Source organism: Gammaproteobacteria bacterium, from assembly GCA_016705365.1.
GTDB lineage: Bacteria > Pseudomonadota > Gammaproteobacteria > Pseudomonadales > UBA5518 > UBA5518.
Window position 1 is genome coordinate 1,695,051 of the sequence record JADIYI010000008.1, and the last position, 25,479, is coordinate 1,720,529.

General features: G+C 63.3%; 21 protein-coding genes and 2 pseudogenes. 18 read left to right on the forward strand and 5 right to left on the reverse strand.

Features of this window, described 5'->3' with window-relative positions; genetic code table 11:
• Positions 1 to 375: 375 nt before the first annotated feature.
• The 3 genes from IPF49_15360 to IPF49_15370 all read left to right on the forward strand — a co-directional run bounded on the left by IPF49_15360 (position 376) and on the right by IPF49_15370 (position 1,916).
• Positions 376 to 738, forward strand: coding sequence for a hypothetical protein (locus tag IPF49_15360; GenBank protein MBK6288980.1), 363 nt, complete (start codon positions 376 to 378; stop codon positions 736 to 738).
• 112 nt (positions 739 to 850) lie between these two features.
• Positions 851 to 1,390, forward strand: coding sequence for an FMN-binding protein (locus IPF49_15365; GenBank protein ID MBK6288981.1), 540 nt, complete (start codon positions 851 to 853; stop codon positions 1,388 to 1,390).
• Positions 1,374 to 1,916, forward strand: a complete 543-nt coding sequence (locus tag IPF49_15370) for a hypothetical protein (GenBank protein ID MBK6288982.1) — start codon at positions 1,374 to 1,376, stop codon at positions 1,914 to 1,916. Before IPF49_15365 ends, IPF49_15370 begins: the two co-directional genes overlap by 17 nt.
• A gap of 203 nt (positions 1,917 to 2,119) precedes the next feature.
• Here the strand turns inward: IPF49_15370 and IPF49_15375 are convergent, their stop codons facing one another.
• Entirely contained in the window at positions 2,120 to 2,497 is a 378-nt protein-coding gene (locus tag IPF49_15375) for a nuclear transport factor 2 family protein (protein MBK6288983.1), read from the reverse strand.
• A 116-nt stretch (positions 2,498 to 2,613) separates the two neighbouring features.
• Here IPF49_15375 and IPF49_15380 point away from each other — a divergent pair, with 116 nt between their 5' ends.
• The 4 genes and pseudogenes from IPF49_15380 to IPF49_15395 all read left to right on the forward strand — a co-directional run bounded on the left by IPF49_15380 (position 2,614) and on the right by IPF49_15395 (position 5,578).
• A complete protein-coding gene (locus IPF49_15380; GenBank protein ID MBK6288984.1) occupies positions 2,614 to 2,868 on the forward strand; it encodes a GFA family protein in 255 nt (84 codons plus the stop codon).
• A 163-nt stretch (positions 2,869 to 3,031) separates the two neighbouring features.
• Positions 3,032 to 3,387 (forward strand): annotated as a pseudogene (locus IPF49_15385) (VOC family protein).
• A 178-nt stretch (positions 3,388 to 3,565) separates the two neighbouring features.
• Positions 3,566 to 4,684: a DUF1214 domain-containing protein gene (locus IPF49_15390; protein ID MBK6288985.1), complete on the forward strand. Its 1,119-nt coding sequence runs from the start codon at positions 3,566 to 3,568 to the stop codon at positions 4,682 to 4,684.
• A gap of 40 nt (positions 4,685 to 4,724) precedes the next feature.
• Positions 4,725 to 5,578, forward strand: a pseudogene (locus IPF49_15395) (SDR family NAD(P)-dependent oxidoreductase).
• Positions 5,579 to 5,582: 4 nt separating this feature from the next.
• On the opposite strand, the gene IPF49_15400 reads toward IPF49_15395, so the two are convergent.
• Together IPF49_15400 and IPF49_15405 are read right to left on the reverse strand one after the other, a co-directional pair.
• The gene (locus IPF49_15400) at positions 5,583 to 6,674 is read right to left on the reverse strand and encodes an alkaline phosphatase family protein (protein ID MBK6288986.1); all 1,092 of its coding nucleotides are present in this window, start codon (positions 6,672 to 6,674) and stop codon (positions 5,583 to 5,585) included.
• Positions 6,675 to 6,741: 67 nt separating this feature from the next.
• A complete protein-coding gene (locus IPF49_15405) occupies positions 6,742 to 7,749 on the reverse strand; it encodes a DUF481 domain-containing protein (GenBank protein MBK6288987.1) in 1,008 nt (335 codons plus the stop codon).
• Positions 7,750 to 7,992: 243 nt separating this feature from the next.
• Here IPF49_15405 and IPF49_15410 point away from each other — a divergent pair, with 243 nt between their 5' ends.
• Genes IPF49_15410 through IPF49_15425 form a run of 4 tightly spaced genes read left to right on the forward strand, consistent with a single transcriptional unit; the run spans position 7,993 to position 12,546 of the window.
• Positions 7,993 to 9,636 (forward strand): amidohydrolase, encoded by a 1,644-nt coding sequence (locus tag IPF49_15410; GenBank protein MBK6288988.1) that lies wholly within the window; start codon positions 7,993 to 7,995, stop codon positions 9,634 to 9,636.
• Between the two features lie 17 nt (positions 9,637 to 9,653).
• On the forward strand, positions 9,654 to 10,028 hold the full coding sequence (locus tag IPF49_15415; GenBank protein MBK6288989.1) for a c-type cytochrome: 375 nt from the start codon (positions 9,654 to 9,656) through the stop codon (positions 10,026 to 10,028).
• A 24-nt stretch (positions 10,029 to 10,052) separates the two neighbouring features.
• The gene (locus IPF49_15420; protein MBK6288990.1) at positions 10,053 to 12,035 is read left to right on the forward strand and encodes a thiamine pyrophosphate-binding protein; all 1,983 of its coding nucleotides are present in this window, start codon (positions 10,053 to 10,055) and stop codon (positions 12,033 to 12,035) included.
• Positions 12,036 to 12,084: 49 nt separating this feature from the next.
• A complete protein-coding gene (locus tag IPF49_15425; protein MBK6288991.1) occupies positions 12,085 to 12,546 on the forward strand; it encodes a hypothetical protein in 462 nt (153 codons plus the stop codon).
• A 77-nt stretch (positions 12,547 to 12,623) separates the two neighbouring features.
• On the opposite strand, the gene pgl is transcribed toward IPF49_15425, so the two are convergent.
• Positions 12,624 to 13,319 (reverse strand): 6-phosphogluconolactonase, encoded by a 696-nt coding sequence (gene pgl, locus IPF49_15430; GenBank protein ID MBK6288992.1) that lies wholly within the window; start codon positions 13,317 to 13,319, stop codon positions 12,624 to 12,626.
• The gene (locus IPF49_15435; protein MBK6288993.1) at positions 13,316 to 14,800 is read right to left on the reverse strand and encodes a glucose-6-phosphate dehydrogenase; all 1,485 of its coding nucleotides are present in this window, start codon (positions 14,798 to 14,800) and stop codon (positions 13,316 to 13,318) included. The genes pgl and IPF49_15435 overlap by 4 nt, the downstream gene beginning before the upstream one ends.
• A gap of 309 nt (positions 14,801 to 15,109) precedes the next feature.
• Between IPF49_15435 and IPF49_15440 the strand changes: the two genes are divergently transcribed.
• From IPF49_15440 to corA, 7 genes are all read left to right on the forward strand, one after another.
• Positions 15,110 to 15,313, forward strand: a complete 204-nt coding sequence (locus IPF49_15440; protein MBK6288994.1) for an SHOCT domain-containing protein — start codon at positions 15,110 to 15,112, stop codon at positions 15,311 to 15,313.
• Between the two features lie 380 nt (positions 15,314 to 15,693).
• A complete protein-coding gene (locus IPF49_15445; protein MBK6288995.1) occupies positions 15,694 to 17,577 on the forward strand; it encodes a DUF1302 family protein in 1,884 nt (627 codons plus the stop codon).
• 29 nt (positions 17,578 to 17,606) lie between these two features.
• The gene (locus IPF49_15450) at positions 17,607 to 18,980 is read left to right on the forward strand and encodes a DUF1329 domain-containing protein (GenBank protein ID MBK6288996.1); all 1,374 of its coding nucleotides are present in this window, start codon (positions 17,607 to 17,609) and stop codon (positions 18,978 to 18,980) included.
• A 185-nt stretch (positions 18,981 to 19,165) separates the two neighbouring features.
• Entirely contained in the window at positions 19,166 to 20,278 is a 1,113-nt protein-coding gene (locus IPF49_15455; GenBank protein MBK6288997.1) for a glycosyl hydrolase, read from the forward strand.
• Positions 20,279 to 20,319: 41 nt separating this feature from the next.
• Positions 20,320 to 22,839, forward strand: coding sequence for an MMPL family transporter (locus IPF49_15460; protein ID MBK6288998.1), 2,520 nt, complete (start codon positions 20,320 to 20,322; stop codon positions 22,837 to 22,839).
• A gap of 75 nt (positions 22,840 to 22,914) precedes the next feature.
• Positions 22,915 to 24,444 (forward strand): long-chain fatty acid--CoA ligase, encoded by a 1,530-nt coding sequence (locus IPF49_15465; protein MBK6288999.1) that lies wholly within the window; start codon positions 22,915 to 22,917, stop codon positions 24,442 to 24,444.
• A gap of 45 nt (positions 24,445 to 24,489) precedes the next feature.
• Positions 24,490 to 25,461, forward strand: coding sequence for a magnesium/cobalt transporter CorA (corA, locus tag IPF49_15470; GenBank protein MBK6289000.1), 972 nt, complete (start codon positions 24,490 to 24,492; stop codon positions 25,459 to 25,461).
• Positions 25,462 to 25,479 lie beyond the last annotated feature (18 nt).

A 25,479-nucleotide genomic window follows, 5' to 3' on the forward strand; every position in this document is an offset into this window, starting at 1 on the left:
AGTTCAGCCCGCGCACGCGCTGCGCTCGGGCTCGAACTCGAACACACGATTGCCGGCGAAGGCAAGAAGGTGAGTCGAACTGGAGCAGGCGTACATCGAACACGATCTCAGCGGTTCGCAGCGCCTGAAGGCCGGACTGTTTCTGGTACCGGTGGGCTTGCTCAACAGACCCACGAGCCGGATACCTTCTACGGGGTGGAACGCAGCAACGTCGAGCGCAACATCATCCCGGCCACCTGGTGGGAGGGCGGTGTCGATTTCCGGTGAGATTGCTGCCCCGGGCTCGCCTACGATGCGGCATTTACCTCCGGCGGGACTCGACCCCCGCCAAGGGCTGGAAAATACGCGACGGCCGGCAGCGAGTAGCCGAGGCCAATGCCTCCGATCCGGCTGGACCGGACGTCTCAGTACACCGGCATCGCCGGTCTCGAGGCGGCGACGCTGCAGTATCAGCAGGATCTCTACCAGGGCGAATTTCCCGACCAGGTGGACGCGATGCTCTACGAGACGCATGTGGCGTATCGTGCCGGTCCCTTCGGCCTGCGCGCGCTCTATGCGGGATGGGATATCGACGAGGCCATCGAGTTTTGCGCCCGGCGCCGACCGGCAGGAGGGCTGGTACGTGGAGCCGTCGTGGAAGATCTCGCCGCAATGGGGGGTGTTGCGCGCTACAGCGACTGGGACAACCAGGCAGGTTCCAGCCTCGATACCGGTTACACTCAGTGGGACATGGGGTGAGCTACTGGCTGGAAGAAAACGTCGTGTTCAAGTTCGATTACCAGCGCCAGGATGCGCCCGATGGCGAGACCAGCTCGACGGGGGTGAACCTCGGCGTGGGCTGGAGCTTCTGATGAACTGTTGCGTGCCGCTGTGGCGCGCCTGCGCGGCCGCCGTCCTGATGGCGGCCGCTGTCCTCGCGCAGGCCGAGGATTATCTGAGCGGCGAGCAGTTTCTGGCGAGTGCGTTTGCGGATACCCGGCCCGAGCAGAAAACACTGTGGATAAGCAACGATATGCGGCAGCGCGCAGGAATCCATCGGTGTGGTGCCGTCGAGGCCTGCGGGTGCGTTACTGGAGCGCCGGTGCGCGCACCGCCCGGTGCTGGAGCAGATCGGCAAGGAGCAGCCGATAACGCGCTCGGCTTCGTGATCGAGGCCGAGCGGATCGTCGATGTCCAGGTGTTGTCGTTTCGTGAAAGCCGCGGCTGGGAGATCCGTTATCCGTTCTTTACCGCGCAGTACCGGGGCGTGGCACTGCGCGAGGGTCGCGCCCTGTCGCGCGAGGTCGACGGGATCACCGGTGCGACGCTGTCGGTAAGGGCGGTGAATCGTGCCGCAACGCTCGCGTTGTGGTTGAACGGGCAGGCCCTCGCCAGTGTTGCGACGCGCTAGGCTGGTCGGTCAGCTGTGGCGCTGGCATCGTCGTGCGGGCCTGCTTGCCGCGCTGTTTCTGCTGCTGATGTCGCTGAGCGGGATCGTGCTCAATCACGGCGACGATCTCGCGCTCGAGCAGCGATTCGTCGCCTCCGCCTGGTTGCGCGCGATCTATGGTGATACCGACAGCGGCTGGGCTGCATTTCGCGCTTCCGGGCACTGGGTGCTCGGGGACCAGGGTGGCCGTATCTTTCTCGATGTCCGCGAGGTCGCCCGCTGCAACGGTGCGCTGCAAGGGGTGGTGGAGCTTGCCGGAATGCTGCTGCTTGGCTGCGAGCGGAGTTGCTGCTGCTCGGCACGGAGGGCGAGCTCATCGATTCCATCGCCGCCACTGCGGCATTGTCCGGCTGGGTCTCGCCGATGGCGAAGCCGTGGTGCACATCGCCGGCCGATGGCGCGCATTCGATCCTGCGAGCATGCGCGTCGGCGACGAAGTTGCCGATCCGCAAAGCGTGGTGGACAGCCAGCCGCAGGCGATGCCTGAGGCGTTCGGAGAGCGGCTCGAGCAGCGCAGCGCATGGCTCAACTGGGAGCGTGCGCTGCTCGATTTCCACAGCGGCCGACTGTTTGGCCGCGCCGGGGTCTGGCTGGTCGATATCGCCGGGGTGCTGTTGTGCATCCTCGCGCTGAGCGGCGTGACGCTGTGGTGGCTGCACCGCAAGCAAGCGATTGAGCGCCACGCCGTGTTCAACTCGCCAGCGATTGCTGGAACTGCGCCATATCGAAATAATCGCGCCAGGCCTGGATCTTGCCATCGCGCAGCTCGAATACTCCCATCACCCGTATTTCGACCCATTTGCCGCCGATCCTGAAGCGGTCGGTGCGTTCGTTCATGATCAACCCGGCGACGGCGTTCTCGGCCGAGGCGTGAACCACGAATTCCAGCGCATCCGCCATTGCCACGAAGCCTTCGATGGTTGCGCGGATCGCGGCGGTGCCGTGGTTCGGGGCTCGATCGGGATGTTGGTACTCCGCGTCGGGGTGGAAGAACGCCATGATCTCGTCGATATCGCGGCGGCTCCACGCGGCGATGAACTGGTCGATGATGCTCGAGTTGCTGCTCATGTTGGGGATTCCTTTGCCAGGCGGGTGAGGGACGCGGCAATGCTAGCACGCGGGTGATCTCTGGTGCCCGCGCGGCGCATAGTCCGGATTCGGGCGCGCCACACGGGACGACTGCCATGCACGAGGGATTCTGTCTTTGCGGACAATTGCGGTTTCGCGCCGAGGGTGATCCGCGCTGGGTTGCTCATTGCCATTGCGCGAGCTGCAGGCGGCACACGGCATCGCCCGTGGCATGCTTCGTGAACTTCAGGCTCGAACAGCTCCGGTTCAGCGGCGAGCGCGCAGTTCGTCTCATCGCCCGGCGTGACCCGCAGCCATTGTGCCTCCTGCGGCACGCCGATCGCGTACCAGACCGAGCGCCGCGCGGGTGAAATCGATCTCTACCTGAATGCCTTCGCCAGGCCGGAGTCGTTCATGCCGCAGGCCGGGCGTATTTTGTGACGAGCGCCTGCCGTGGTTCGATACCCGCGACGAGCTTTCCGCGTCACGCGGGGGCGGCTGAACGAAGCGAGGCACGACAGCGGGAGCACAACGATGCACAACAGCAGGCTGGCAGGTTTCATCATCGATTGCCAGGGTGAGGATCCACACGCTGCCGCGGCGTTCTGGTCTGCTGCCCTGCGCATGCACCGGCAGATCCTGGCGGGCGAGGAGGGCGACAGATACGTTCGCCTGATCGACCCGCAGGACCGCTTGCACATCGAGGTGCAGGCCGTCGATCACCTGAGCCGGGTGCATCTCGATATCGAGAGCGATGACGTCGAGGCAGAGGTACGGCGCTCTGAAGCGCTGGTGCGCGGCGCATCAGGCAGGTGCAAAGCTGGTGGGTCGTGGAAGCGCCGACGGGGCAGCGTTTCTGCGTGGTGCAATGGGTTGGTGACAAGCCCTGAGCAGGATGGAGATTGTGATGACTGGAATTCGCATCACCGGCAAATATATCCGCGCCTTGCCGCTGGCGGCTCGGGGCCGGTCCTGGACGCGAGTTCCCGACCCATTGACGTCCTGTAAGGTGTAAACGCCGGCGCTGCGTGCGATGCTGGCATATCGGAACAATCCAGGGAGAACCGCATGAGTATCGAGACCGAATCGCGAAAAGCGCTGCGCGAACTGATCGATCTGCTGACCGAGATCGATCAGCGCTGGGCCGGCCCGGAGTGGAATCTCGCCAGCGCCGATGATGTGGTCGGTGCGCATCGTGCGCTGATGCATGTGCTCGAAGGCGGCTTGGGCGGGATGTTCGAGAGCGATCCGGCGCATCCGGATTTCCGCCGTATCGTCACGCCCTCGCGCAAGTTCACCGGTGACAATTCCGATGCGATTCATTTCGACGCCCCGGTCAGTGCCGATCACCGCTACACGGTGCGCGGCAACACGGACGGCGCGGTATATGTATCGATCACGATCGAGGCCGGCACGGCCGATGGCAGTCTCGGCACCAGGACCGTGGGCGTGATCAACGATACCCTGTTCGATGTCGATGCCGACGGCAATTTCACGATCCGTCTCGGCGGTGAGCCGGCGCCATGCAACTGGATTGCGCTGCCCCCGGATGCCTCGCGCATCACCACGCGGCATTACTACGAAGAGGAGCGCACGGCTTCCGACAACCCGGCGCACTACCCCCGGCTCTGCATCACGGCGGACGATGTGAGCACACCGCCCTCGCCGCCAGACGATGCCACGGTTGCGGGCGGCATACGGCGCGCGGCGCAATTCGTGCGCAGCCGCACGCTCGGCATGCCGCCGATGAGCAAGGTCCAGCCGCCGCCGTTCCTGTCATTGGTGCCGAACCAGTTTCCGGCACCCGTGTTGCCGGGCAACATGGGGCTTGCCGCTTTCGATGCCGCCTATTCGATGGCACCGTTTTTCCTCGGTCCGGACCAGGCCCTGGTCATCACCGGGCGTTGGCCCCCATGCCGCTTTGCGAACGTGTGCCTGTGGAACCGTTTCCAGCAAACGCTCGATTATGCCAACCGCAGCGTTACCCTGAACCGCCGCCAGACGCGTCTCGAACGCGATGGCCTGTTCCGCATCGTGCTCGCGCACCAGGACCCCGGCGGCGGCAACTGGCCCGATACCGAGGGGCGTGCATTCGGGCTGGTGTTCTGGCGCTTCTTCCTGCCCGAAGGCGCCATCGAAACGCCACGTGCGGAGCTGGTTGCCTTTGCCGATCTTGCGCACGGTTGATGCGGCAAAGCGGATTCATGATGTTCAGGAAGAGACAGCGATGAAGGATCTGCGTGACAAGGTGGCGGTCATAACCGGCGGGGCGAGCGGAATCGGTTTCAGCCTGGCGCAACAGGCGCTGGCCAGGGGTATGCGGGTGGTGATTGCCGACATCGAGGCGACCGTACTCGAACGGGCGGCAGCGCAACTGGACGGGTCGCTGCTGTGTGCGTACCGATGTCTCCAACCCTGGTTCGGTAAACGAACTCGCGCGCAAGACGCTGCAGCACTTCGGTGGTGTGCACCTGCTGTTCAACAACGCCGGTGTGGGGTGGTGGTGGCCCACTGTGGGAAGCGAGCGCGGCGGACTGGGAATGGGTGCTGGGCGTGAACCTGTGGGGTGTCATCAACGGCGTGCGCGCGTTCACGCCGCACCTGATCGCACAGAACGAAGGCCATATCGTCAACACCGCATCGATTGCCGGGCTGATGTCCGCGCCCGGCACCAGCACCTACACGGTGTCCAAGCACGCCGTGGTGGCATTGTCCGAGGTGCTCCATGGCGATCTGCGCAATGCCGGTGCCGATGTCGGGGTTTCGGTGCTTTGCCCCTCGTTTGTGAATACGCAGATATACGCCTCGGACCGCAATCGTCACGATGAACAGATGGCGGCGAAGTCGGCGCAGCAATTGGCGGAACAGGCGGTTATCGAGGAAATGACGGCGGCGTTTTTCAGCACCGCACTGGCGCCGGAGCGGGTCGCGGAGCAGGTATTCGAGGCAATCGCCGAGCGCCGCTTCTATATCCTGACCCATCCGCAGGGTTCGAAACAGCAGGTCGAGCAGCGGTTGGGCGATATCCTGCAGGGGCGCAATCCCTCGGTGAGCGGTCCCGAGGCCTATCCCACCGAGTGAGGCTCTATTCCAGCACTGCCGCGATCGGCGCGCCGGCCCGGGGGTTGAAGCGCGCGGGGTCGAGTCCGTACAGACTGATCACCGTGGCGGCGATATCGCGCTGGTAGACGGTCGGCAGCGGGCCAAGCTCGCCGCGCCGGGGAGTGTCCGGCCCGATCACCGCGAGCCAGATGTTCTCGCTGTTCGGAATCGTCGCATCGTGATCGATCCAGTTCCCGGGCGTGAGACCGCTACCGTGATCGGTGGTGATCACCAGGCTGGTCTTTCCGCGGTAGGCCGGGTCGGCTTGCAGCGTGCTCCACAACTCGCCGATCAGGCGATCTGCAAGATGCAGATAATCGAGCAGGCGATCGTAGCGATCGGCATGCGACCAGTCGTCCGACTGCCCCAGGCCGAGCCACAGAAAACGCGGGTGGTGTTTCTCGAGGTAGGCCTGCGCCAGCCGGAAGCTGAGCACATCGTTGCTGCTCTCTTCCCATAATTCCATTACATCGGCGCGCAGTCCGGTCAGGGTATCCATTTCCGGAGTGGAGAGATTCCCCGGAACGGCTTCGTAGGCACCGTTCATGAAGAATGCATCGTCGGTGCTCGAGGCCGCCATCTTGAAACCATCCCATGAACCGATCTGCGCGACCGCGGATTTTCCGAGCTTCAGTTCGGAGACGAGAAATTCGGGAAAGGTGCGGTGCGGGTAACGTACCGGGGTGTTGTCCCTGACCTCCGGATGGGCTTCGCCGGTCATGATTTCCGAATAGCCCGGCGTCGACCACCTGATGGTGTTGCTGACCTGCACCGAACTGCCGCGCGCCGGGTTGCCCAGCACCACCCCGAGCGGTGCCAGCGTTTTCCAGAAGAACGGCATCAGGGCTTCACGACGCTGCTCGGGGGTTTCGCGCCAGTAGCGCTCGCGCACGATTTCGTCCTCGGAAATCCCGCGTTTGGCGGCGCTGTCGGCCAGCAGCGGATCCATGCCGGAAAAAAACTCCTGGATGCGGACGCCGTCCAGGGTGATCAGGATGAGGTTCTCGGTGTGGCGCCCGGCCCAGGTGGGCAGCGACAGTGGCAGCAACAAAAGCAGTGCAAACAAGCGAAGCATGATGTCTTCTCCCGGCTGTCGACACGCAGTGTTGCGTCGCTATCTCCTGTGCGCAAGTCGTTGTGACTTACCAGCGATAGCCGAGCGCCAGCACCGCTTCGGTGTCGCTGTTCTCGAGTCGGGTCGAGGGCGCGCTGGAGTGATCGTAATCGAGGCGCAATTCCGCGACCAGGCCGTCGATCAGCGGCAAGGTGAGGCCGGTTTTGGACTCCAGCCGGTAGATCCCGCGGTCATCGAGTACCCAGATGAACTCAGCACTGTGGAACAGCTGCAGTTTCCACAGGCCGGTATCCCAGGTGGTTGACCATTTCAGGTCTCCGACTTCCTTGTAAAGACGCCCCTCACCGTCGATGTCGAGGTGCACGATGCCGGGCCCCGCCTGCAGGCGCAGCTTCAGATTGCCGGCAAGGTTGAGGTCGCGACCCAGCCCGGTCGCGATTCCCTCGCTTTCCTGGATGGTGTCAAAACGGTCGCGGTTGTAATCCACCAGCGAAAACCAGAACCAGCCGTTGCGGCGCAGGAGATCGAGCTGGTAGTCGAGCGACGCCTCGTCATCGCTGCGCTCCCCGTGCCGTTCCTCGTAGTCGATGCTGGCATCCAGCACGTGCCTGCGCTGCAGCCTGCGCCATGAACTGCGGGCATCGAGCTCGAGTTCATCCTTGTGACTCTCGCCGCGTTCGACGGTCATCGAGGTGGTGATCTTGCCAGTCCCTTCCTGCAGCGGGGTGGTCGGTTGCAGCAGCGCCAGGGTGGTGGTCATCGCCGGCTGGCCGGTGCATTCCAGTTCGGCGCGACCCTCGCTGCTGCTAAGGCCGCAATCGCGCAGCACCTCGCCTGCCGCGGTTTCCAGGTCGCTGCGGGTACCGGTGTGCATCGCCACCACATCGGATTTGTTGATCGAGATGTCGCCGATCAACTCTGCGCTCCACACCACCTTGGTGGCCTCGATCCGTTTCAGCTCTCCGGGAATCCGGGCGCCATTGCCCAGTTGCAACTCGCCGCACAGCCCGGAGCTCCCGACCAGCAGGAGTGGCAGGGCAAGAAAGCGCTTTATCATGTTTGTCAGGTCCAGCATCGCGTCCCATCCAGCGCCGATCATAGCAAGTCCGCTGGTCCATGGTTGATGCCGCAGTGCCGGTTCGCGGTGGCGGCTTTACGCATTGCGGCAACTAAGGCAGCATGCGCAAGGTATCGGACAGTCGGCGGAAAGAACAGTGGTGATGGCGTCATGAAAGCGGGTATTTGCGGTTTTTTTGTTTTTGCCTGCATGGTGTTGCCGGGCTGTGGTGGTGACGCCCCCGCGCCGGCGCCGGACGCGATGGCACCGGCGCGCGAGATCGCGGACAGCATTTTCAGCGGAGGCGATATCGTCACCGTTGACAGCGCACAGCCGCAGGTCGAGGCGGTTGCGGTCAAGGATGGCCGGATTCTCGCGCTCGGCACCCGGGAAGCGATCGAAGGCCAATACCGTGGCGATGCCACACGGATGTTCGATCTCGCGGGCAGAACCCTGTTGCCGGGATTCATCGATGGTCACAGTCATGTGAGTCACGCTCTGGGCCTGGTCGGCTGGGCCAATGTGTCGATTCCGCCGGTCGGCAGCGTGGACAGCATTGCCGCGCTGATCGAGGTGTTGCGTGCGCATGCCGCCGCCAGCGGCGCGGCGCCCGGAGACTGGATCCTGGCCTACGGTTATGACGCCGACGGGCTCACGGAGCAGCGCCATATCACGCGTGATGACCTCGATGCGGCATTCCCGGATAACCCGGTGCTGCTGCTGCATGTTTCCGGGCACGGACTGGTGCTGAACTCCGCGGGGTTCGAGCGTGCCGGCATCGATGCGAGCACACCCACACCCGAGGGTGGGGTGATCGTGCGCAAGCCCGGCTCGCAGGAGCCCGCGGGATTGCTGATGGAGACCGCCGCTATGCCGGTCTACCGGGCGCTGCCGCAACCCGATGCGGCGCAGCAGCTCGCGGCGCTCGATGCGGTGCAGAAGGAGTATGCGCGCAATGGCTACACCACGATCCAGGACGGGGCCACGGACGCGCGGCTGGTGGGCATGTTCAAGGCAGCGGCGCAGCAGGGCGCGCTGTGGCTCGATATGGTGGCGCTGCCGCTGGTGATGAATCCGGCGGATCTGGAAACACAGCTCGGAAACACCTTTGGCAGTTATAGCGGACACCTCAAGTTCGGTGGAATCAAGGTGCTGAGCGATGGTTCGCCGCAGGGGCGCACGGCGTATTTCAGCGAACCCATGCTGGTCGAGGGTCCGGGTGGCGAGCAAGACTGGCGTGGCGCGCCGTTCATATCGGAGCCCGATTACCAGCAGATCTTCCGTGCCGTTCATGACGCGGGAGTGCCGGTCTGGACCCACGCCAACGGCGATGCCGCGATCGATATGGTGATCCGTGCCCACGAGCTGGTGGGCGCAAGTCCCGCGGATGATCGACGCGACGTGGTGATCCATTCGCAATTCGTGCGCCCCGATCAGCTCGACAGTTATGCCCGGCTCGGGATAGGCGCCTCGTTTTTCACCAATCATGCGTATTACTGGGGTGATGTGCATCTGCGCAATCTCGGCGAGCAGCGTGCGTTTTTCCTGAGCCCGCTGAACAGCGCGCAGCAACGCGGCATCCACTTCTCCAATCACAGCGATTTCGCGGTGACACCGCTCGATCCGGCGATGATTCTGTGGACCGCGGTGGCGCGTGAGTCACGCACCGGGGTGGTCATCGGACCCGACGAGCGGGTGACGCCGTTGCGGGCGCTGGAGTCGCTCACCATCGACGCCGCCTGGCTCTATCACGAGGAAGACACGAAGGGTTCGATCAGCCCCGGCAAGCTGGCCGATTTCGTGGTGATGGATGCCAACCCGCTGACGGTTCCGGTGCCGGCGCTGCGCGAACTGGAGGTGGAGGCAACGGTCAAGGAAGGCGTGGTGGTGTACGGGGAAATTTGATCAGGCAGGAGGTTTCGATGTTGCGAGCCGCAGTTGCAGCCGTGTTGTTGGTGACAGCGGTGTTTGCCGTGCGGGCAGACACACCGGCGCCCAACACGGCCGCCTCGATCGAGGCGGGGCGGGTGCTCTACCTGCGTCATTGCACCGAATGTCATGGCGCGGACGGGCGGGCGCAGATGGATGTGATCGCCAACGCGACCGATCTTACCGAACCCGCCTTGTATCTGAATGGCAGCGGCGTCGAGGAGATCTACCGCAGTATCGATGAGGGGGCCGGCGTGGCGATGCCGGCCTGGGGCGCGCAACTCAAGGGTGGCGAGGAAGTGTGGCAGCTGGTGAATTTCGTGCGCAGCCTGTGGCCGCAGGAGCAGCGTCCCGCAGTCATCAAGTGAATTTTTTGTTCGAGGAATCTGCTGATGAAAAATGAATTTGACGCGAAGCAGGACGACAACAGCGACGCGGAATCCGAGGCGAGTCTTTCGCGACGCAAATTCCTCTGGTCCTCCGCGGCCGGGCTTGGAGCCGCCGCGGCGGGCATCGGCAGCAGTGCATTCGCGGCCGACTCCGCGGCGGGCGATATCCCCTCGATCCGCATGGCCGATGCGTTCAAGGCATCGCTGGCCGAAACGCCGGCGCCGGGCCAGTTCGCCGGGCCCGGCATGACCGGCGCCGAGGTTTTTGCCAATCTCTGCCAGGCCGAGGAGCTTGCCGCGCTGTTCTGCTGCCCCGGCAATTACACCGTGATCAATGCGCTGGCGGCGGCTGGCGTGCCATCCTACGGGGGGCGTACCGAGGGTGCGATGTGTGCGATGGCGGACGGATTTTCACGTGCCACCGGTGAAGTCGTTGCGACTTCGGGAACCGAAGGTCCGGGGTTCACCCACATGATCATGAATATCGCCGCGGCGAACGCGGCGCGCACGCCGCTGCTGGTGCTGGCGAGCAACATGACGCTGGCGGGCGATGATCGCGAGGCGTTCATCCAGCAGGGTTATCAGCAGCCGCTGACCGAGGGGATAAGGAAATACGGCAAGCGCCTGATCGATCCGGCGCGGGTGCACGAGTACGGCGCGTACGCGTTCCGTCACCTCAAGTCCGGGCTGCCGGGTCCGGTACACCTCGATTTCCCGGCGGAAGTGGCCCGTGCCCGGTTCAAGAGCGCGACCGAGCTGAAGGATTTCTACGACAAGACGCGCTACCGCAGCGAATCGCGTGCCCATCCCGCGGCGGCGGAAGTCGTGGCGGCGGTGAAAATGATAGAGAAAGCCGAGCGACCGCTGATCGTGGCGGGGCAGGGCGTTTTCCAGCGTCGCGCATGGGAGGCGCTGGCGCGCGCGGCGGAGCGCGGTGATATCGCGGTGGTGACCTCCGGCCCGAGTCGCGGTGCCTTTCCCGAGGATCACCGGCTCAGTGTCGCGGCGGCGCCCGATGCCCTGCTCAGCGCCGACCTGGTGGTTTTCGTCGGGCAGTACTGCATGCCGAGCCCGAGCGAATACCGCTTCAACCCGGATATCAAGGCGATCCGGGTGCACCCGGTGCAGGAGGATCTCGGGCGCAACTGGCCGCTCGAACTCGGTATCGTCAGCGACGAGGCCGCATTCCTCGAGGCGCTGGCCGACGGCCTGCGCCGCAAACGACGCGAGGCGTGGGTGAGCGAAATCGCCGCTGCGCGCCAGGCCTATCAGAAGCAGATCGACGATGTCTATGCGCTTGGTCTCAAGCACAGCGCAGCGAGCGGTTTCCTGCATCCCGCGGTGATTGCCCGCGACACGCACCAGTTTATCGACCAGTCACCGGACCGGCTCGCGATCGTGCAGGGCGCGGGGGGCTGGACCAGCGGCCTGTTCGCGGGACGTTATCTGCGTGCCAACCGGCCGGGACAGATGATCGTTCCACCCTACCAGTACGGCGCGATCGGTCCGGACATGGCGATGATGATGGGTGCTTGCGCGGCGGTGCAGCGTGGGGTGGGACCGCAGGCCGGGTACGAGGGCGCGCCCACGATCTGCATCACCAGCGATGCCGGCGTGGCCTACAGCCTGTTCGAGCTCGATACCGCGCTGAAATACCGATTGCCGACCATCACCATCGTTTACAACAACAATGCCTGGGGCGTGTGGCCCAACGCGCTGCGCTCGGCGCGCTCGCTGCACATGTACCTGTTCCAGGAGCATCTTCGCTACGACCGGATGGCCGAGGGACTGGGTGCGCGCGGCGAGTACGTGCGCACGCCCGAGGAGTTCCGCGCCGCGTTGGCGCGTTCCTACAAGATCGCGCGTGACGAGAAGATGTCGACCCTGATCAACTGCCAGGCGATCAAGGAGTTCACCTCGGGTCGCGATTATCCACCCGGTATTGCGCTGAATCCCGAACCCGGGGTGGGCGCGGTTGCCCACTAGCGCGAACGCTGGCGAAGCGCATTGCACTGCTGTCCGGGCGGTGGGCAGCGTGCTGCGGGAATATGCCTCCCGTGGCCTGTTGCGGGCCCTGGTTCAGCCCGGATCGGGCGCGGGCATGCCGGAGTTTCGCTTTCTCTGGTTCCGTGACCGGGAGTTTTGCCTGCGTATCGATCAGCGCGCGGGGCGCATGCGCGTCGATGGTGTGCTGCACGATGTGGCGCCGCGTTCGCAAATGGATCGCGAGCTGCGCGTCTGGCTTCGTTCGCGGCAGGATCCCGCGCTGCCTGCACATCGGTGCGTCGATGCACGGCGCCTCGGCGTGTCGCTGCGCAATTCCGCGGGCAATTTGTCGCTGTCGATGAGCAGCCTGGATCACGACTGGGAGTACGCGACCCGGCGCCTGGTACATCTGCTGAACGAGTTGTACGTGGACGTGCTGGCGCGCCCGCGGTATTTCGACTGGCTCATCGAGAACTTCGAGCTCGATCCGGACGATCCGCGCTGGCCATGAGCCGGCGCGATGCCTGGCGAGCAATCGGGGCTTAATAAAAGCCTGCGTCGTACTCTCGTACCCGGTCCAGGCGCTGATCAGACAGGCTCCCCGCCGGCGGCTTCGCGGTCGACCAATACATGTCCGGCGAGTCCCCGGGTCACGGTGAATATGGGCAGCTCCGGTTCCTGCGCCAGCCAGCGTGCCAGCGCGGGAGCCTTTGCCGCCCCGCTTGCCAGCACCAGTACCTCGCGGGTCTGGCGCAGGGCGGCAATTCCCATCGACACCCGCCGCGGTGGAGATTTCGGAGCATCGAGTACCGCTTCGCACAGGGCGTCGAGAGCATGCGGGCGTCCCGGAAACAGGCTCGCGGTATGGCCATCCTCGCCAACGCCGAGCAGCACCAGATCAAAGGGCAGCTGCGGACGGATCAGCGCGGCATAAGCGGCGGCAGCCGCGGTGCAGCCGAGTTCGACCGCCGGGCAATGAATCCGGGTGGCGGAGATCGGCACGTGTGCCAGCAGCTGCGCGCGTGCCATGTGCAGGTTGCGCGCCGGATCGGTTTCCGGCAGGCAGCGTTCATCGCCGAAGAATACCTGCCAGGCCGGCCACTCCTGGGCGGTGTCCGCGAGCAGCCGGTAGCAGTGCTGCGGCGTGCTGCCGCCGGCAAGCACGATGCGGAAAGCACCGCGTCGCTCCACGGCGCAGCGGGCGGCGGCACTGATCAGCTCGACCGCGCGGCGGGCGATCTGCCCTACGTCGGCGAGGATCTCCCAGGCCGGCTGAGCGCTCATTCCCGGGGCTGCTCGGGCTCGAGCGTGGTGCGCCAGCGCTGTCCGTTGGCCTCGAACAGGCGCATGGCATCTTCGGGGCCCCAGCTGCCGGCGCGGTAGGTGGAAATGTATTCGCGCTCGGTCGCCCAGGCCTCGATCACGGGATCGACGATACGCCAGGCCCATTCGATCTCGTCGTAGCGCAGGAACAGCGAGCGGTCGCCTTCCATGACGTCGAGCAACAGGCCCTCGTAGGCGTCGCTGCGCTCGCTGCCCTCGGGGTGCAGCCGCGCATCGAGACTGATCTGGCCGGTGCGCAGATCGAGGCCGGGCTCCTTGGCCATCATTTCCACCCGCAGGCATTCCTCGGGCTGGATGCCGAGCACCACCCAGTTCGGGTGCAGCCGTTCCACCGCGGTGCCGCGGAACAGTTGCTGCGGCGCGTTCTTGAAGCAGATCGAGACCATCGAGCGCGTCTCGGCCATGCGTTTGCCGGTGCGCAGATAAAAGGGCACGCCGCGCCAGCGCCAGTTGTCGATGTAGAGCTTCAGCGCGGCGTAGGTCTCGGTAACGCTGTCGGGCGCCACGCGTTCCTCGTCGAGGTAGGCGGGCACCGGCTGACCATGGATTTCGCCCGCGGCGTACTGGGCGCGAAAAGCCTGGGCCTGCACCGTGGCGCGGGTGATCGGGCGCAGTGATTTCAGCACCTTGACCTTTTCGTCGCGCAGGCTCTCGGAGTCGAGCGAGGGCGGTGGTTCCATCGCCACCAGGGTCATCAGTTGCAGCAGATGGCTCTGGATCATGTCGCGCAGCGCGCCGGTCTGGTCATAGAAGCCGGCGCGCGATCCTACCCCGAGGCTCTCGGAATGGGTGATCTGTACATGGTCGATGAAGTTGCGGTTCCACAACGGTTCCATTATCAGGTTGGCGAAGCGAAACACCATCACGTTCTGCACCGTGCCCTTGCCGAGGTAATGGTCGATGCGAAACAGCTGCGACTCGTCGAGATGGCGGCTCAGCTGACGCTGCAGCTGGCGTGCGCTGTCGAGGTTGTAGCCGAAGGGTTTTTCGATCACCACGCGGCGCCAGCCATCGGCGGAGCGCAGCAGCTCCCGGGCGGCCAGCCGGGTCACCACGCCGGCATACTCCGCCGGCGCCAGCGACATGTAGAACACGATATTGCCGCCCGCCGGGTGGGCGAGTTCCTCGCGCAGGCGCGCATAGGTTTCCTCGTCGTGCAACTCGCCGCGAAAATAGCGGATGCGTGCCAGAAAACGAGACAGCGTGGCGGGCGAGGTGCCGAGCGCCTCCTCCGCCGGCAGGCCGTCACGTACCAGCTGGATCCATTCGGATGCGGCGTAATCGCGCCGACCGCAGCACAGGATGCGGGTTGCGGCGCCGAGGCGTCCGCCGCGCTCGAGTTGAAACAGCGCGGGCAGCAACTTTGTCAGCGACAGGTTGCCGGTCGCGCCGAAGATGACGCAGCTGCAGTCTTCAACCATCGATCAGTGGCTCCTGTTGGTCGCTGCTCCGGCGGGTGTGGAATCGCCGCGCGGGGTCTCCCGCGCAACCGGCCAATCCCTGCCCGACGGGTCGCGGAGTTGCTGGCGGCTACTATAACTCCGCGACGGGCAGGCTGTGCCATGATGGTGGCTGCGGGTCGGGATCGCCGCGATTCCGGTGGCGGGCGGCACTATTGGGGAATGGATTGCTGTTGGAGTATGATCCGCCGCTGCCGCATCCATCCCCTCGCGATGAACGGCGAAAAACGAACAACTTGAACCCGTATGGCGACGATGGAGGTCGAGAAAATGAGGAAGATTGTGGCGGTGGCGGCGGTGGTGGTTTTTTCCACGGTCCTTGCGGGCTGTGGTGGTGGCAGCACCACCGTCAAGGCCGGCAACGAGCAGACCGCGGGGCAGGAACTGCTGGACTTGCAGAAGGCTTACGAGTCGGGCGTGATCAGCGAGCGCGAATACAACGACGCCAAGAAGAAGCTCCTGAAGAAGATGTAAGCCGCATCGTTCAGGCGCGAATACGGGATTTGCGTACTGGTTGAACCTGGATGCCCGCGCCGACGAGGTGGCGGGCATCGTCGCCAGGGCATTCACACCTCATCGATCCCTCCAGGACACGGTTGACACCGATCGGACCCTGGCGCGGGCGCCCCGCGGATCGATTTCGATGCGTGCGGGAAGTGCCGGTTCCGCTTCGGTTCGATAGCCAACGGGGCAAGCGTATCGCGCTTGACGCTCCGGACAGATTGGTCCGGAGCAGATTTAGATCAATAATTTCAAAATCAGGCGCGCTAGACTCGGGCGCGTGGAATCGAGACTCCTCCGGGCTTGGAGGGGCAATTACAACGAGCAATACGAACACGAAAAGGGGACTTATCATGGCAAATAATTGGCATGTGCGTGCGCTGGCAATGGCAATCGCCTCGGCAGCTACGGTGAGCGGCGGTGCTTGGGCGATGCCGTTCGAGACGGGAAACCCCGATCTGGAGGTGCGCTTCGACAACACGATCAAGTACAACCTGATGAGCCGGGTCGAGAGCCAGGACAAGGATGTCACCAACAGCGCCAACCCCAATCTGTTCGACGATGCCGACCTCGGCTTCGACAAGGGCATCGTCAGCAACCGTTTCGACCTGCTGAGCGAGCTCGAAGTGGTATGGAAGCAGAATTTCGGTTTCCGGGTGAGCGCCGCGAGCTGGCATGACCAGGCTTATGGCGACAGCAACGACCATCCGGGGCTCAACAAGGACTTTCGCATCAATGGTAATTACACCGACACCTGGGGCCTGCTGAGCGCCCCGCCCGGCGAGTACAACGACTTCGCCGACAACCAGGCCCACAAGGATGTCGAACTGATGGACGCCTTCGTGTTCGCCAACTTCAGTGTGGGAGGCAGCGAAGCCAGTGTGCGTGCCGGGCGCCACACGCTCTATTGGGGGCAAAGCCTGTTCGCTTCCGGTGCAACCAATGGCATTGCCGGCGCCATGGCACCGATCGATCAGGCGCGAGGCCTTGGCGTTCCCGGCTCCGAGGCCAAGGAATTGTTCCTGCCCACCAACAAACTGTCGGGAAGTTTCCAGGTCAACCAGAACCTGTCACTGGTGGGCTATTACTCGTTCGAGTGGGAGCCGGTCCGCTACGCGGCGCCTGGCACTTATTTTGCGTTGTCCGAGATCTCGATGGACCACGCGGAGTTTCTTACCCTGGTTCCGGGCCAGGTGGATCCTGCGACCGGCGCCCTGGTCGCGCCCCGTACCGGCTACGTACAGGACAGTTCGGAAGAACCTGACGATGGCGAGTGGGGTGCGGGGCTGCAATATGTCTTCACGAACGGTCTCGAACTTGGGGTCTACTACCTCAACTATCATGACAAGGCACCGCAAGGCGTGATCGGTGCGCTCAATGTCGGACAGTACGCCACTGCGCAAGCGACTACCAATCCAACCGCGGCGCTGTTGGTGGCGTTGTGGCCCGCCTATTCCGGTGGCGTGCCGCCGGATCAGTTCGGTTACTACACGGGTGGCGGCTACCCGGCGGTCGGTATCGGTCGATTCAAATGGACCTATCGGGAGGACAACGAACTGTTCGGCATCAGCCTGGGCCAGGAAATCGCCCGGGTCCCCGTGGGCATGGACCTGGCCTACAGAAACGATGTGGCGATCGACTTCAATTCCGGCACGCTGCTGCATACCGAAACCTACCCCGATTTCGGGGCGCTGCAGGCCACGGTCGCGGCAACCCTGGCGGCCGCGGGTTTCCCGACCGACAATTTCGATTTCGATGGCGCGGATGGCGACAACTACGCCGGAGCCACGGGCGATGTGTGGACTCTCGTGGTCAATGGTGTCGGTTTCCTCGACCCCGGCGCACTGTGGGATGGTGGCAGCTATGCGGTCGAGATGACATTTGCCGCGCTTACCGCCTACGGGGACAACGAGCAGCTTGCCAGCAAGTACATCGATGAAAACGATATCGCGACCACGATCGGCCTGAGTTTCGCGCCGCAGTGGTACCAGGTGATGCCGAGCCTGGACCTGAAGCTGCCGTTTACCCTGTCCTACGGGATCAACGGGCACTCGCCGCTGCGTGGCGGCGGCGACGCCGATCTCGGGATCGCGTCGATCGGCTTGTCCTTCGAATACCAGCAGGTGTGGACGATCGACACGAAATACAACATGTTTTTCGGCGAGCAGGAAAACGGCAGTCTCGGCAACCTGATCGATCGTGACAACGTGGCCTTGACCATCAAACGCACCTTCTGATTAACCGGGTTCGACAGGAGAAACTCCAGATGAAAATGAAAACACTGTTCGCGGTCGCTGCTTTCGGGTTGTGCTCATCGGGTCCGTTGCTGGCGGCGGTCAGCGCCGAGCAGGCGGCACGTCTTGGCAAGGATCTCACGCCGGTTGGCGCCGAGATGGCAGGCAATGCCGATGGTTCGATTCCGGCCTGGGACGGGAAGGGCACGCCGGTGCCTGCCGGCTGGAAGCCGGGCATGGAATACACCAATCCGTACCCGGCAGAGAAGCCGATCTACGCGGTGACGGGCGAGAACATGGCGCAGTATGCGGAAATCCTGCCCGAAGGCGTGCAGGCCCTGCTGAAAAAATACGGGGCGGAGGGCTTCCGGCTCGATGTCTATCCGACACACCGCAACGCGGCGCAGCCGCAGTGGTTCTACGACGGCAGCAAGCAGAATGCCGCAGCGGCGAACCTGGTGGCCGACGGCCAGAAGATCGAGGGCAATGTGCCCGGGGTGCCGTTCCCGGTTCCGCAGGGTGCGCTCGAGGTGCTGTGGAACCACATGATCCGATTCCAGGGTTACCAGACCTATTACAAATACGACAGTTACTACGTGGATGCCAACGGCAAGCCGGTGCTCTCCACGACCGCCGACAATTACGTCGACTACCCGATGTATATCGATCACTTCAAGAAGCGCAACTACAACACCACGGACCTGCGTTTCACCTATCTGCGGGTGAACTACCTGGCACCGCCGCGCCGTGCCGGTGAAATCCTGCTGGTCCATGAGCCGGGTGCGGATTACACCGCCGGCAAGGGACGTGACGCGTGGCAGTACCTGACCGGGCAGCGTCGGGTAAGAAAGGCTCCGTCGGTGTCGTTCGATACGCCGAACCCGGCCACCGCCGGCACCTCGACCTACGATGACTCGTATATGTACAACGGTTCGCCGGAGCGCTTCGACTGGACGCTGATCGGCAAGAAGGAAATGCTGATTCCCTACAACAACAACACTTTCGTGTTCGAGAAGCCGGTGCTGGAGATGATGGACAAGAATTTCTTCAAGCCGGAATTCGTGCGCTGGGAAAAGCATCGGGTATGGATCGTCGAGGCGAAGCTGAAAGCCGGCAGCCGTCACATCTACGGCAAACGTCGCTATTACATAGACGAGGACAGCTGGACCGGACTGGCCGGTGAAACCTGGGACGGTCAGGGCAGCCTGTGGCGCGTGCACCTGATGTACCAGACCCAGAGCTGGGATACTCCGGCGCCCTCCAATACTGCTTATGGCACCTATGACCTGATCGCGAACATCTACAATATCAACGCCAAGCCGATTCCCGGCACGTTTCGGAACGAGCACGACCAATCGGAGCAGTATTTCAGCTCCCAGGGCATGGCGCGTACCGGTATCCGCTGATGTGATCGTGCCCCCTTTCCGGAAGGGGGCACTGCTGGCACGGGCGCAGCGCTACCCGCTCATTTGCACCTGAGTGCGGGTTCGTGGTTTGGTTGCGCGTGATGATCGCCGTGGAGGATTGATCGCGCGCAGTTATGCGTTATCCTGCGCGGAGCGTTTTGTCCGCGTGTCGCCGGAGGCCAATAATGAAAAAAATCCGCAGCATTCCGAGCGCCGTTGCGCTGCTGCTGCTGGCATGTTCACTCCATGCCGCGAAACCTTACGATGTACTCGATCTGCCGGCGGTCCAGTCGCCGCTTGCCGCGCATGCGCTGATCTATTCGCTGACCCGTGCGGGTGACCGGTTCTTCGCGACCGGCATTCGTGGCCACATTCTCTATTCCGATGATTTCGGTCAGAGCTGGACCCAGGCCGAATCGGTACCGGTGCGCTCCTCATTGCTGGACGCATCGTTTCCGACGCCCGATCAGGGCTGGGTGGTGGGCCATGAAGCGGTCATCCTCCATACCGAGGATGCTGGCAAGACCTGGGTCAAACAGGCCGATGGCCGGGACTTGCCGAAGATCGGACTCGACTACTACCAGAAGAAGCTCGCCGAGCAACCCGACGACGAGCGCTACGCGTTCCTGATCGACGAAATGAAACTCGCCGTGGAGCAGGGGGCCGACCGGCCTTTCTTCAAGATATTCATGCGCGATACCACGACCGGCTTTGCCGCCGGTGCCTATGGTTATCTGTTTCGCACCGTCGATGGCGGAAAGAGCTGGTACCCGATCATGGAACTGCTCGATCTGGAGCAGATGGTGCACCTGTTTGATTTCGCGCAACTGTCGAATGCGCCGGCCATCGAATTCGATGGCGCTACGGTGCCGGCGGATATCGTCGCCAGTGGCGAGATGGGTACCATCCTGGCGCTGGATCCCGACTCCGGGCGTTGGCGGATGCAGGATTTTCCCTACGAGGGCAGCATGTTCACGATCAGCGCGACCGGAGGCGACTCGCTGGTCACCGGCGGACTGCGTGGACTGGCGTTTTATTCCACCGACAGGGGCGCGAGTTGGTCCGCCGTCAAGAAACCTCCCACCGGTGCCGTCGTCTCGAGCACGGTGCTCGCCGATGGTCGGGTCATCCTGGCCACGCAGGAAGGCAATCTGCTGGCGAGTTCCGATCACGGTGCCTCGTTCGCGCCGCTGCCGATGACAGGCGCGCAGCCGCTCAGCGACGTGATCGAAGGGCGACCGGGCGAGTTGATTCTCAGTGGAGTCTTTGGAGTCAGGATCTACCAGTTGCCGGAATGAGCCGGCCGGCATGGACAAATTATAAGCAGGAGTAATCCGCGATGGCGCATGTTGAAGACAGCGGCGATCTGCCAGTCATCAGTGATGTGGCGGAGTTCGATGTCAACTCCGGGAACCTGATCGAGCGCCTGGTCTTCAATAACCGGCTGCTCATCGTGGTGCTGTGCGCGCTGATGACGGTCTATCTCGGTTATTACACTTTCGGCCATCTGAAACTCCAGGCAGGCTTCGAGAAGATGCTGCCGAAGAACCATCCCTACGTCAAAAACTACAAGGACAACGAGGAGTATCTCAAAGGGCTCGGCAATGTGTTGCGCCTGGCGGTGGAAACCGACGAGCCCACCATCTATACCCCGCAATTTCTCGATACGCTGAAAGATGTGAGCGATGCGGTATTTTACATACCGGGCGTGGTGCGCGAGGATCTCAAGTCCCTGTGGACACCCAACACCCGCTACAAGGTGGTCACCGAGGAGGGCTTCGAGGGCGGGCCGGTGGTACCGCCGGACTACGACGGATCGGCGCAGTCCATCGGCATGGTCAAGCTGAACGTGGCGCGCGCCGGCCTGCGCGGCGACCTGGTTGCCAACAACGAACAATCCTCGTCGGTTTTGATTCCGTTGATGGACTTCGATCCGGAAACCGGCAAGCGCCTCGACTACTACCAGTTCAGCAGCAAGCTCGAAGAGGTGCGCACGAAGTTCCAGCACGCCGGTGAAACCGTGCAGGGGCGGCTCGAGGAACGTCTCTCCAAGCCGGACGAGGAAGTCGCGCACAAGGTCACCAAGAATCTCGAAAAGGATATCCGCGACGAATTCGAGAGCGGACGGGTAAAGCTGCATATCATCGGTTTTGCCAAGATCGTTGGCGAGCTGATCGACGGCCTGTTCGACGTGATGCTGTTTTTTGTCGGAGCAGTGATCATCGCGGCCTTGCTGCTGTACTGGTACACGCGCTGCTGGCGCAGCACGCTGGTGGTGATCGTGATCACGATCGGTGCGGTGATCTGGCAGCTCGGTCTGCTGACCCTGTTCGGTTTCGAGCTGGATCCGTATTCCATACTGGTGCCGTTCCTGGTATTCGCGATCGGTGTCTCGCACGGCGCACAGAAACTGAACGGGATATTGCAGGACATCGGTCGCGGTTGCCACCGATATGTTGCCGCGCGTTATACCTTCCGCCGGCTCTTCCTGGCCGGTTTCACCGCGCTGGCCTCGGATGGCATCGGTTTCGCGGTGCTGATGATCATCCAGATCCAGGTGATCCAGGATCTGGCGATCACCGCCAGCATCGGCGTGGTGGTGCTGATTTTCACCAACCTGATCCTGATCCCGGTGGTGTTGTCCTATCTCGGCGTGACGCAACATGCGGCGGAGCGCGCCCATGTGCAGCAGAGCCCGGCTCACAAGCCACATCCGATCTGGCTGTTCCTGCTGTGTTTCACGGAGCGCAGGTGGGCAACCGGTGCGATCGTCGTGAGCCTCGCGTTGACGGTGGCGGCGTTTTTTGTCGCGCAGGACCTGCAGATCGGCGATCTCGATCCGGGGGCGCCCGAACTGCGCGCGGAATCGCGTTACAACCAGGACGTGAAATTCATGATCGAGAACTACTCGGTCTCCAGCGATATATTCGCGGTGATCGTGAAGACCGACAAGGATATGTGTACCGATCACGAGACGCTCAGCCTTGCCGAGGAGCTCGAATGGCGTTTTCGCCAGCAACCCGGGGTCGAGGACGTGATCGGGCTCAATACCATGGGGCGGCGCCTGCTTGCCGGTCTCAACGAGGGTTATATCAGGTGGTTGTCGATGAACCGCAACCAGTCCTCGATCAATTATGCGGCGGTGGAAATGGTTGACCAGGGCATGGTCAACCCGGAGTGCTCGGTCTGGCCGATGCTGGTTTACCTGTCCGACCACAAGGCAAAAACGTTGCAGAACATGGTCGACACGCTGGAACAGTTCAACGAGGAGTGGCCGAGCGACAAGGTGCAGTTCCTCGGGGCCGCCGGCAATGCCGGCTTCGAGGCGGCCACCAACATCGTGGTCAGGAAAGCCAACCGCGAGATGATGTTCTACGTTTATGCGGCGGTGATCCTGCTGAGCTACATCACGTTCCGCAGCGTGCCCGGCGTGCTGTGCGCGGTGCTGCCGCTGGTTGCGACCTCGATACTCTGCGAGGCGCTGATGGTATTTCTCGGCATCGGGGTGAAAGTCGCGACGCTGCCGGTCATTGCACTTGGCGTCGGAATCGGTATCGACTATGCGCTCTACGTGCTGACCGTGGTGCTGGCCAAGACGCGGGCGGGCATGCCGTTGCGCGATGCGTATTTTGCCGCGCTCAGCTTCACCGGGCGGGTCGTGGCGCTCATCGGCATCACGCTGGCCGCCGGGGTGGTGACCTGGGCCTGGTCACCGATCAAGTTCCAGGCCGATATGGGTATCCTGCTGACCTTCATGTTCCTCTGGAACATGGTGGGTGCGCTGGTGCTGATGCCGGCATTGGCCCACTTCCTGCTGCCTGCAGCGAAAGATCCGCAGCCCGTGGCTGCTGCGGCGTAGGAAGCGCCACGCGAACCGGAACACGAAACGGCAGCCTGAACGACCAGCCAGCGGAGCGCAGCAACGATGAGGGATATGGGCACACAGGATATCGGGCTCGGGGCGATGATCCTGCGCCGTGCGGCACTCTCGCCGGAACTGCCCGCGCTGAGCTTCGAGGGGCATACGCGGACCTATGCGGAGTTCGGCAAAAGCATCCGGCACATGGCCGGCGCGCTGCACAAGGCAGGCGTGAATCGCGGGGATCGCGTTGCGTTTCTCGGCTTCAACCATCCGCTGTTCCTCGAAACGCTCTACGCCACGGCGGCGCTGGGCGCGTTGTTCGTGCCGCTCAATTTCCGGCTTACCGGGCCGGAGCTGGAATTCATCATCAACGATGCGGGCGTGCATACGCTGATCGTCGATGACGAGCGCAAGGCGGTGATCGATACGGTGCGCGAGCGTCTGTGCTGCCGCAATTTCGTGGCTGCGGAATCGGCCGCTCCCGGCTGGGGAGGACTGGCGAAATTCCTCGCGGCGGCGCCGTCGGTCGAAAGTGCGCAGCGGGTCGAGCCCGACGACGTGGCGCTGATCATGTATACCTCCGGCACCACGGGACGGCCCAAGGGCGCGATGCTCACCCATGCCAATATTTTCTGGAACAACGTGAACGCCCGTTTCGGACCGGAGAACATGGCCGGTGATGTCAGTCTCACGGCGGCCCCGCTGTTTCATATCGGCGGTCTCAACGTCACCACCCTGATCGGGTTCCAGAGCGGGGGGCACGTCGTGCTGCACCGCAGTTTTGATCCGGGGCAGGTGCTGGCCGATATCGCGCGTTTCCGGGTAAACACGATGTTCGGGGCACCGGCAATGTTCCTGTTCATGACCCAGCACCCGGCTTTCGCAACCACCGATCTCGCCAGCGTGGATATCCTCGTCTGCGGCGGGGCGCCGGTGCCCGAAGCGTTGATCCGCATCTACAAGGCCCGCGGCATCAAGCTGTGCCAGGGCTACGGACTCACCGAGACCGCGCCCTTCGCCACGTTCCTCGGCAGCCGGTGGATCGAATCGAAACTCGGATCGGCGGGCACCGCGCCGCTGTACGGCGATGTGCGGGTGGTCGATGGCCAGAACCGTCCGCTCGCTCATGGTCAGCGCGGCGAGGTCTGCGTGCGTGCCCCGAACGTGATGAAGGGCTACTGGAACCGGCCGGAAGCGACGCGTGAGGCGATCGATGCAGAGGGCTGGTTTCATACCGGGGACGTGGGTTACTTCGATGACGAGGGCTTCCTCTACCTGTGCGACCGGGTCAAGGACATGGTGATCTCGGGTGGGGAGAACGTCTATCCGGCCGAGGTCGAGAGCGTGCTATACGAGCATCCCGCGATCGCGGAAGTCGCGGTAATCGGTCTGCCCGACGAGAAATGGGGCGAAGCGGTGACGGCTATCGCGCGCCTGGTGCCCGGGCAGGAACTGACGCTGGAAGCACTGCGCTCGTTTGCGGGTGAAAAGCTTGCCCGCTACAAGCTGCCGTTGCGTTTGCACCTGATCGAGGAGATGCCGCGCAATCCGGCCGGGAAAGTGCTCAAGTACCAGTTGCGTGAACGCTTTGCAGCGAGCTGACACTTACCTCCCGCGCGACCCCGTCGAGTTTCCCGGGCCAGGCGCATGATCCGCACGCTGTTGCATCACCCCGGCGGTGCCCGCATCGAGGCCGGCGACGAGTCGCTGATCGGGTGCTGGGATCCGGGCGGCGAGGTGTTGCTGTGGGCGGACTTCGCGGCCAACGACATCGGGCAGACGCGCGAGCTGCTGATCCGGCAGTTGCGGATCAATCCGCTGGCGGTGAGCGATGCGCTGCGCGACCGCCATCCGCCGAAGCTGGAGTGGTTCGACGATTATTTTTTCCTGCTGGTCAAGGGGTTTAGCGCCGAGACCGAGGGCCTCGATTTCGGGGTGGTTCATATTTCGCTGTTCGTCGGACGCAATTTCCTGCTCACCGTGCATGCGCTGAAGTCGCCCAGCATCGACTCGCTGTGGCCCGATGCAGTGGCGGGATCGCTGGATTTTGCGCGCGGCCCGACGCACCTGTGTTACCGGGTACTGCGGCGCGTGGTCGATCGCTACGCCCCGGTGATCCTCGGACTCGAAAGCCGGCTCGAGGAACTCGAGGAAGTGATTGCGGCGCGTCCGAGTGACGAGGTGCTGCTGGAGCTGGTGAGCTACAACAGCCGGCTGAAGAAGCTGCGTCGTACCTTCGGCTATCAGCAGGCCTGCTTTGACGAGTTGCGCCAGGCGCGCTCGCAGGGATTTTCCAGTGATTCCACCCATGAGTTCCAGGATGTCTACGAGCACATGGAGCGCCTTACCAGTCTTTCGTCGCTGATGCAGGAACTGGCGCGCGATCTGATGGAGGGCTATATCTCGTTGAACGGGCATCGCCTGAACCAGATCATGAAGACCCTGACCATCGCCTCGGTGATTTTCCTGCCGCTGACCTTTCTTGCCGGAATCTACGGCATGAATTTCGATAACATGCCGGAACTGCACACGCGCACGGGCTATTTCATCGTGATCGGCGCGATGCTGGCGATTGCCGGCGGTCTGCTCTGGGGCTTTCGCCGCTGGCGCTGGATCTGAAGCTACAGGAGTACCGAA

Coding starts and splice junctions, on each gene's coding strand:
- IPF49_15360 (MBK6288980.1), top strand. CDS start 376: ATGCCTCCGATCCGGCTGGACCGGACGTCTCAGTACACCGGCATCGCC.
- IPF49_15365 (MBK6288981.1), top strand. CDS start 851: ATGAACTGTTGCGTGCCGCTGTGGCGCGCCTGCGCGGCCGCCGTCCTG.
- IPF49_15375 (MBK6288983.1), bottom strand. CDS start 2,497: ATGAGCAGCAACTCGAGCATCATCGACCAGTTCATCGCCGCGTGGAGC.
- IPF49_15380 (MBK6288984.1), top strand. CDS start 2,614: ATGCACGAGGGATTCTGTCTTTGCGGACAATTGCGGTTTCGCGCCGAG.
- IPF49_15390 (MBK6288985.1), top strand. CDS start 3,566: ATGAGTATCGAGACCGAATCGCGAAAAGCGCTGCGCGAACTGATCGAT.
- IPF49_15400 (MBK6288986.1), bottom strand. CDS start 6,674: ATGCTTCGCTTGTTTGCACTGCTTTTGTTGCTGCCACTGTCGCTGCCC.
- IPF49_15405 (MBK6288987.1), bottom strand. CDS start 7,749: ATGCTGGACCTGACAAACATGATAAAGCGCTTTCTTGCCCTGCCACTC.
- IPF49_15410 (MBK6288988.1), top strand. CDS start 7,993: ATGGCACCGGCGCGCGAGATCGCGGACAGCATTTTCAGCGGAGGCGAT.
- IPF49_15415 (MBK6288989.1), top strand. CDS start 9,654: ATGTTGCGAGCCGCAGTTGCAGCCGTGTTGTTGGTGACAGCGGTGTTT.
- IPF49_15420 (MBK6288990.1), top strand. CDS start 10,053: ATGAAAAATGAATTTGACGCGAAGCAGGACGACAACAGCGACGCGGAA.
- pgl (MBK6288992.1), bottom strand. CDS start 13,319: ATGAGCGCTCAGCCGGCCTGGGAGATCCTCGCCGACGTAGGGCAGATC.
- IPF49_15435 (MBK6288993.1), bottom strand. CDS start 14,800: ATGGTTGAAGACTGCAGCTGCGTCATCTTCGGCGCGACCGGCAACCTG.
- IPF49_15440 (MBK6288994.1), top strand. CDS start 15,110: ATGAGGAAGATTGTGGCGGTGGCGGCGGTGGTGGTTTTTTCCACGGTC.
- IPF49_15445 (MBK6288995.1), top strand. CDS start 15,694: ATGGCAAATAATTGGCATGTGCGTGCGCTGGCAATGGCAATCGCCTCG.
- IPF49_15450 (MBK6288996.1), top strand. CDS start 17,607: ATGAAAATGAAAACACTGTTCGCGGTCGCTGCTTTCGGGTTGTGCTCA.
- IPF49_15455 (MBK6288997.1), top strand. CDS start 19,166: ATGAAAAAAATCCGCAGCATTCCGAGCGCCGTTGCGCTGCTGCTGCTG.
- IPF49_15460 (MBK6288998.1), top strand. CDS start 20,320: ATGGCGCATGTTGAAGACAGCGGCGATCTGCCAGTCATCAGTGATGTG.
- IPF49_15465 (MBK6288999.1), top strand. CDS start 22,915: ATGGGCACACAGGATATCGGGCTCGGGGCGATGATCCTGCGCCGTGCG.
- corA (MBK6289000.1), top strand. CDS start 24,490: ATGATCCGCACGCTGTTGCATCACCCCGGCGGTGCCCGCATCGAGGCC.